Origin of the sequence: Microcystis sp. LEGE 08355 (assembly GCF_015207185.1) — a bacterium.
Classification (GTDB): Bacteria; Cyanobacteriota; Cyanobacteriia; order Cyanobacteriales; family Microcystaceae; genus Microcystis; species Microcystis panniformis.
Genome location: NZ_JADEXI010000212.1, coordinates 1 through 7,177, shown reverse-complemented (window position 1 = coordinate 7,177; position 7,177 = coordinate 1). Strand labels below are relative to the sequence as shown.

Here is a 7,177-nt window from a genome sequence, read left to right as displayed (position 1 = left end):
ACTCCGAAAATGTAGGGACAATTCATGATTTATACTCCGAAAATGTAGGGACAATTCATGATTTATACTCCGAAAATGTAGGGACAATTCATGATTTATACTCCGAAAATGTAGGGACAATTCATGATTTATACTCCGAAAATGTAGGGACAATTCATGAATTGTCCCTACCAAGGGTTTCAGTTCCAAACGCCATCGACAGAAATTGAAAATTGAATCTTCTATGCAAACTCTAATTAAGTAGATCGTAGGTTATCTCGTTCCCAGGTTCTACCTGGGAACGCTCTCTTCAGGTTCTACCTGAATATTGCTTTAAGGCAGAGCCTTAAATATTGTGTTTCAAGGCAGAGCCTTGAAACAAGGGTATTTTCTCAAAAAAAATCGACCCGCCCTTAGGCGGGAGACAAAGGGCAAAAGAGCAAAAGAACAAAGGGTTAAAGTCCTGGGGAGACACACGCAACCCGAAAACCGTCGTTGAGGCCGCCGTTGCCGGGGTAGCTCCCGCTGCGGAGGGCAGAACGACAGTCAAGAGGGTAGCGGCCCCAAGAACCGCCGCGCAGACACTTAGGAGACTGAGAACGATTATCATTATTGATAGGCCACGCAGATCCATCCTTTGGCGCTCCGATATAGTTATCGTGCCAATCGTCTTCGCACCATTCCCAAACATTGCCACTCATGTCATGGAGTCCCCAAGCATTGGGCTTTTTCTGACCCACAGGATGAGTTTTATCCTGAGAATTTCCGCCATACCAAGCATAATTTCCTAACTGATTAGCATCATCACCAAAATAATAGCGAGTGGTTGTCCCCGCACGACAGGCATATTCCCATTCCGCTTCCGTCGGTAGGCGATAGGTTTTTCCTGTTATTTGACTCAATTTTTGACAAAAGGCTTGAGCATAGTTCCAACTAACCTGTTCTACCGGATTTTGGGGATTGTTTTTAAAGTGAGAGGGATTGGTTCCCATTACTGCTTCATATTGTGCCTGAGTCACTGGATATTTACCAATCGCAAAACTGTTGACTTTAACTTGGTGTGGAGGCTTTTCATCTTCACTGTCAGGAGATCCCATGAGAAACTCACCTGCTGGTAAGCTCACCATCTCCAGTGTGACTCGATTGGGTAGTTTTTCGGTAAATGGAGTAGGTGAAACAAGCTTTTTGACTGCTGATGGTGCTGGTGGAGGTGGCGGGGGAGAATTCCATCCCACAGGTTGTAAGGCATTTAAAACCTGTTGTGCTGTCCATCTTTGTTTTCTATCTTTTTGCAAACACCCTTCAATAATCGGTTTAAACTCTTTCGGTAAACTGGGGATTTGTAGCTCACAATTCATCACCTTGGCCATTAACTGGTGAATATCATTATTAAACTTATAGGGAAGTTGATTAGTCGTCATTTCGATTAACATAATACCCAATGACCACAAATCCCAGGCTGATGAAATATCCCCCCTAAAGGCTTCGGGAGGCATATAAATAATTGTACCGCTATTGTGGACTGTTTGAGTGTGGCTTTTGTTATTTAAAGTTCTAATTAAGCCAAAATCTGCTAACTTGTATTGTTGATTAACCTTGAGGATATTACCCAGTTTTAAATCTCGATGGACTTTATTTTGTCCATGAAGATAATTTAAACCTTGGGCGACTTGAGCAGTAATATTTTTAATTTCACTTGATGACAAACCGCCTTTGGCGATGTGATTTTCTAGGCTACCCTGTGCCAATTCCATCACTAAATAAAGCATTTCTGTATTAAGAAAAGTAAATTCCCCCACTGAATAAGCCTTAATTAAATTAGAATGTTCTAACTTTCTGGCATTTGTTAATTCAATTAATTTAGGTTCTTCGGTTTGTGTTATGCAATGGACGAGGGTTATAACGGATGGAACCCTTATTTAGAAAGGCATTTGGCGATTTTTTTCAATTGTCTTTTATCTAGAGCGAACTAATCAATTAAGTCTCTTGCCAGATAAGGATTTAGTCGATTTATGCCACCTTATCCAACCATACCAAGTAACGAAGAACCTTAATTTATCATCGCTACTTTCGGGGATAACTTTAACAGCAACTTCTTGAACCGATGTATTTCTGACCATTTCACTAGCATGAAATACACCACCGAAACTACCCGCACCGAGAAACTTCTTAAGATGATAAGGGCCTATTTGTTGCCCTTCCAACATCTTCATCATTTGGTCTAGCATAATAATAACTCCTGAATTAACCAATTTTTACGTTGTGTAACTATCCTATTAAGTGAGTGGTTATAATTATTAAATTGAAGATAGATTGTGCCTTTGATCCCCCCTTGATCCCCCCTTGATAAGGGGGGCGCAGATCCCCCCTTGATAAGGGGGGATCGAACCTAAAATCCATTTTTAATTTAATTATAACCAGCTACTTAGCCAATTTGTCCGTTCAAACATTGTCATTAGTTAGACCCTGTTGCAACCTTTGTCCCTCTATTTTAATCTAGGCTTTCAGCTTTGCTGTCAGTGGGGAATAATAGTCACCCCATTTCCTGAAAAATATTAAGAGATGTAACTATTTATGCCTAACCTAGAAAGTGATTACTCAACAGGGGTGAGATCAGGATAGTCTAGATCGAGCAGTCCGATAGATGTTTAGTTAAATTCCTACTTCAGATATGTCCGTTTCTAGTCTTCCTCGTTCCCTGCGTATCGGTTCGCGTAAAAGTCAGTTAGCCCTAGTACAAACCTATTGGGTACAGGCAGAATTGAGTAAACACCACCCCCATCGACAGTTTGAGGTGGAGACGATGAGTACCCAAGGCGATAAAATTCTCGATGTGGCCCTAGCGAAAATCGGTGATAAGGGTTTATTTACCAAAGAACTAGAAGTGGGAATGTTGGATAGATCGATCGATCTTGCCGTCCATTCTCTCAAGGATTTGCCCACTAATTTGCCCGAAGGCTTAATCTTGGGTTGCGTCACCGAAAGAGTTAATCCGGCCGATGCTTTGGTGGTAAATAGCCAAAATCAAGACTATCAATTAGACACTTTACCGGAAGGTGCGGTGGTGGGGACTTCTTCCCTGCGGCGATTGGCCCAGTTGCGTTACCATTATCCCCATCTGACTTTTAAAGATGTGCGCGGCAATGTCAACACCCGTCTGGCAAAACTGGACGCGGGAGAATACGACGCAATTATTCTGGCAGTAGCGGGATTGGAAAGGTTAGGATTAGGCGATCGAGTTCATCAGGTTATTCCGGCGGAGATTTCTCTCCATGCGGTGGGACAGGGGGCTTTAGGGATAGAATGCCGCGATGGAGATCCGGAGGTTTTGGAAGTCCTAAAAGTGTTGGAACACGCCCCTAGCCGCGATAGATGCTATGCTGAACGCGCTTTTTTACGGGAGTTGGAGGGGGGTTGTCAAGTTCCCATCGGAGTGAATACGGCGATCGAGGATGGTATCCTAACTTTAACGGGTATGGTGGCTAGTCTCGACGGTAAGCGCCTGATTAAGGACTCGGTTAGCGGTGATCCTAGCCATGGGGAAGTCTTAGGACGAGATTTAGCCCATAAAGTGCGCGAGGCTGGTGCTGGAGAGATTTTAGCCCAGATTTTCGCTGAAGTGGGACGATAATCAGTTATCAGTGATCAGTTATCAGTGGGTAAGTTATCAGTTATCAGTCTTAAACAGCAAAAAGCTCCAGTGCCTCTCCCATGCAGTTTTAACAAGTGATGTGGATAGGCAAGCAGCTGATCAGTATTGCAGCAATTCTCCCAGTATCGAGATTTAATTGACTTCAGTTCGATTGATAGTCTTCTCCGCCGGGATGATAGAATTGCCTTTCGGAGTCAGGAAATTGTGCAAGATGTGACGATTTTGAATTAAAACTAAAGTTGCGATCGCTAAGAGAAAATAACCAAAACCTTTTTGTAACTGTTTTGCGGACACAAACTGTCCCAGATAGGAACCGATAAGAGTACCGAGGGCAGCCGCAAAAGCAAAGGATAGGGTTAACTGCCAATCGACGCTAATATGACCTAAATAACCCAGTAATCCGGCTACAGAATTGAGGAAAATAATCAGCAGGGAAGTGGCGATCGCTTGAACCATGGGGATTTTACCCAATAATACCAGCGCGGGAACGATAGCGAAGCCTCCCCCAACCCCAACTAATCCCGTCAGGACACCCACAGCAATTCCTTCGCTCATTAACCAGAGCCAGCAATATCGGCAGACTGGTTGGGGGTAGAGAGTCAGATTTTTTTGCCGATCGCGGGCTTTATAATCAGGATTATCTATCTGTGCTGATCTGCGGATCATAAAGGCTGCCGCTAAAAGCATTAGTGTCGCAAACAGGAGCATCTGGAAGGTGGCAGTGACAAAGGGAAATGTGGCTAATCTTGCTCCCAAAAAAGCCCCTACCATCGTGGCAGAACCGAAGATAAAAGCGGTTTTTAAGTTAATGTTGCCTTTTTTCCAGTGGGGAATCGTGCCGAGTAAACTGACACTACCGATGACTAGAAGCGTCATAGCGATCGCAGATTTGGTCGGTACTCCCATCACATAGACTAGAATCGGTAATGCTAGTACAGAACCTCCTCCTCCTAACAATCCCAGACTAATCCCCGTACAAACGGCTAATAAATGTCCAATTAACCAAGTCATTTCAGTTATCAGTTATCAGTTATCAGTTATCAGTTATCAGTTTCTGAAGGCAACAGGCCCCAAGTAAAGAATCTGACAATTCTCCTACCTAAAAAGAAGGCTAGAAACTAAGTACATCTTAGGTTTTAGATTCTTCTCTTGTTATCAGTTATCAGCAAATCATATTTCATTATTTACTGGTTACTGATTACTAATGACTGATTACTGCTTACTGATGGGGTTGATTATAGGGAAGTTTAGCCAGAAGCATAGCTAAAGCACAGGTATTACTAATCCCCGCAAAAACTAGACCGGAACCGACAAAACCGCTTAAAATCAGGAACCAAGGCGAGATAAAGGCTCCTAATACTGTTCCGAGGACAACTAAGGAACCAGCAACGATCTGCACCTGACGAAATAAGCTAATTGGCGCATTTTGGTCTTTTTCGGTGGCATAACCCGCACTTTTCCAAGTATTTAAGCCGTTTTTAAGCTGGGCAACTTGGCTAAATCCTGCCGCAATCAGTTTTTGTGCTGCTACAGTGGATCTGCTGCCGGAATTACAGTAGAGAACTAGGGTTTGATCGGGGTCAAAAGCGATCGAATTAGGGTTAAAACTGGAAAGTGGTACTAATTTCGCCCCTGGAATGCGATCGCTTGCGTACTCCCCCGGTTCTCGCACGTCAATTAAGCAAACTTCTCGACGCTCAATTAAGTTTTTTAAAGTATGGGCATCAAATTCTAGTAATTTTGCCTGATTTGTGGTATTGGTCATCGTTAATCTCCTGAATGGATCTTTAAGCTAAAACAACTCCTAAATTACCGCAGCCTTGGTTAGCGGGAACTGCCTCCATGATCTTTTTGGGATCTGGTAAATTAAGACTGTTCATAAACTCGATAAATTGTCGGCGGTTACGTCCGAGAAAACGGGGATTGTATTGTTTTTCTTCGGCAATGGTGGAGACAGTTAAACCGCGATAGTCGTGGCCGGGATAAACTAGGGTACTATCGGGGAGAGTGAAAAGTTTTTGCGTGACCGAATCAAAGAGGGTACCAGCATCGCCGCTCTGGAAGTCGGTACGACCACAACCCCGGATAAATAGGGCATCTCCTGTCAAAAGATGACTGTTATTGACTAAATAGGCTAGATGACTATCGGTGTGGCCGGGAGTAGCGATCGCTTTGATGGTGATATTTCCTAGTAACAATCCCTCTCCATCTACCAGATGGCGATCAGCACAGGCTACTTGAGCATTTTCGGGAACTATACCCAGACAGCCTGTGATTTGCCTTAATTTTCCAGTTCCTGTGACGTGATCGGCGTGAATATGGGTTTCTAAACAGTATTTTAGCGTTAATCCTAGCTCCTGTAATTGCCGATCATCCCTTTCCACCTGTTCCCGCACTGGATCCACCAATACCGCTTCCTTGCTGACGGGATCGGCAATCAAATAAGTATAAGTGCTGGTTTCGGAATCAAACATCTGACGGAATAGCATCATCTCTGACTCCCTTTATATAACTTTATAACTATACTACCATATAATTATGAATTTGTAGAAAACCTCTAGCAGGATTAATTTTTTGGCTGTATCTCACTGTCGAGTCAAGAGGCAAAAATACAAATAAAGCGAGAACTGTCGCTCTTGCAGTTCCCGCTCTATTATTGTTGGAGTATCTAACCCCCAAATAAATATTGAGTTAAATTAGTACAAATCTTCTTCTTTGTGGGTGACGATCACACAGTCAGAAGTAGGATAGGCGACACAGGTGAGGACATAACCCGCTTCAATTTGATCATCATCTAAGAAGGATTGATCAGACTGATCAACGCTACCAGATTCGATTTGACCAGCGCAACTAGAGCAAGCACCAGCACGGCAAGAAAAGGGTAAATCTAATCCTTGTTCTTCTGCTGCCTCGAGAATATATTCATTATCGGGAACATCAATTGTATAATCGCCATCGGGTGTTTTCAGGGTGACTTTATAAGTGGTTGTCTTTATTTTCTTTGCCATAGGTTGTTCCTCAGTCTCAAAATCCCTTCTCTCCCCGTTTAGACTGAACGGGTCGAATGAGTTTCCTTTTTGATACTACGGGAAAATTTACCCGGCTCAACTTACCATTAGTAATGACAGCCTTAAATAAACTTAAAATAATATTTACTTATCTCTTGAGTAAATAACTCCCGATAGTTGTGGTTGACATCCTCACCGCCGTAAACGGACGGTGATTCCCAAACCTCACGATTTAGGTTTCTGCTTCTTTCCCGAAGGATTTTTCGCACCTGCCTTAACAGATTTACTCTGTTCTGGTCTTATGGTCGCTCTACAGACTGACACCGCAAGCCCTGCGGCCAAAATATTTTTACTGGCGTTAACATCTCGGTCATGGTGTGTCCCACAGTCTGGACAATCCCATTCTCGAATATTTAACGGCATTTTTTCAGCAATATACCCGCAATTACTGCACCGTTTAGAGCTAGGAAACCATCTATCTATTTCGATGTAATTTCTTCCATACCAACGGCATTTATAGGCTAACTGTCGAGTGATT

At 43.2% G+C, this 7,177-nt stretch carries 8 protein-coding genes and 1 pseudogene; 2 read left to right on the top strand and 7 right to left on the bottom strand.

Annotation, left to right across the window (positions count from 1 at the left end):
* On the top strand, positions 1–209 hold a 209-nt coding region (locus tag IQ242_RS26155; protein ID WP_228020953.1), incomplete at its 5' end, for a hypothetical protein.
* Positions 210–434: 225 nt separating this feature from the next.
* Here the strand turns inward: IQ242_RS26155 and IQ242_RS12205 are convergent.
* Both IQ242_RS12205 and IQ242_RS12200 read right to left on the bottom strand, forming a co-directional pair.
* Positions 435–1,844 (bottom strand): annotated as a pseudogene (locus tag IQ242_RS12205) (SUMF1/EgtB/PvdO family nonheme iron enzyme); the annotation flags it as partial.
* Positions 1,845–1,952: 108 nt separating this feature from the next.
* A complete protein-coding gene (locus IQ242_RS12200) occupies positions 1,953–2,207 on the bottom strand; it encodes a hypothetical protein (protein WP_370582982.1) in 255 nt (84 codons plus the stop codon).
* A gap of 443 nt (positions 2,208–2,650) precedes the next feature.
* Between IQ242_RS12200 and hemC the strand changes: the two genes are divergently transcribed.
* A complete protein-coding gene (gene hemC, locus IQ242_RS12195; RefSeq protein ID WP_193960153.1) occupies positions 2,651–3,610 on the top strand; it encodes a hydroxymethylbilane synthase in 960 nt (319 codons plus the stop codon).
* Between the two features lie 153 nt (positions 3,611–3,763).
* On the opposite strand, the gene IQ242_RS12190 is transcribed toward hemC, so the two are convergent.
* The 5 genes from IQ242_RS12190 to IQ242_RS12170 all read right to left on the bottom strand — a co-directional run.
* The gene (locus tag IQ242_RS12190) at positions 3,764–4,642 is read right to left on the bottom strand and encodes a sulfite exporter TauE/SafE family protein (protein WP_002758816.1); all 879 of its coding nucleotides are present in this window, start codon (positions 4,640–4,642) and stop codon (positions 3,764–3,766) included.
* A 208-nt stretch (positions 4,643–4,850) separates the two neighbouring features.
* Positions 4,851–5,396: a rhodanese-like domain-containing protein gene (locus IQ242_RS12185; protein ID WP_193960152.1), complete on the bottom strand. Its 546-nt coding sequence runs from the start codon at positions 5,394–5,396 to the stop codon at positions 4,851–4,853.
* 22 nt (positions 5,397–5,418) lie between these two features.
* Positions 5,419–6,120, bottom strand: coding sequence for an MBL fold metallo-hydrolase (locus IQ242_RS12180; protein ID WP_193960154.1), 702 nt, complete (start codon positions 6,118–6,120; stop codon positions 5,419–5,421).
* Positions 6,121–6,327: 207 nt separating this feature from the next.
* Positions 6,328–6,639 (bottom strand): ferredoxin, encoded by a 312-nt coding sequence (locus tag IQ242_RS12175; RefSeq protein WP_193960151.1) that lies wholly within the window; start codon positions 6,637–6,639, stop codon positions 6,328–6,330.
* Positions 6,640–6,864: 225 nt separating this feature from the next.
* Positions 6,865–7,177: zinc ribbon domain-containing protein (locus IQ242_RS12170; RefSeq protein ID WP_193960150.1), on the bottom strand; the 313-nt coding region annotated here is incomplete at its 5' end.

Excerpts from the sequence above, each read along its gene's own strand:
- IQ242_RS12200 (WP_370582982.1), bottom strand. The coding sequence starts at position 2,207 with ATGCTAGACCAAATGATGAAGATGTTGGAAGGGCAACAAATAGGCCCT.
- hemC (WP_193960153.1), top strand. The coding sequence starts at position 2,651 with ATGTCCGTTTCTAGTCTTCCTCGTTCCCTGCGTATCGGTTCGCGTAAA.
- IQ242_RS12190 (WP_002758816.1), bottom strand. The coding sequence starts at position 4,642 with ATGACTTGGTTAATTGGACATTTATTAGCCGTTTGTACGGGGATTAGT.
- IQ242_RS12180 (WP_193960154.1), bottom strand. The coding sequence starts at position 6,120 with ATGCTATTCCGTCAGATGTTTGATTCCGAAACCAGCACTTATACTTAT.
- IQ242_RS12185 (WP_193960152.1), bottom strand. The coding sequence starts at position 5,396 with ATGACCAATACCACAAATCAGGCAAAATTACTAGAATTTGATGCCCAT.
- IQ242_RS12175 (WP_193960151.1), bottom strand. The coding sequence starts at position 6,639 with ATGGCAAAGAAAATAAAGACAACCACTTATAAAGTCACCCTGAAAACA.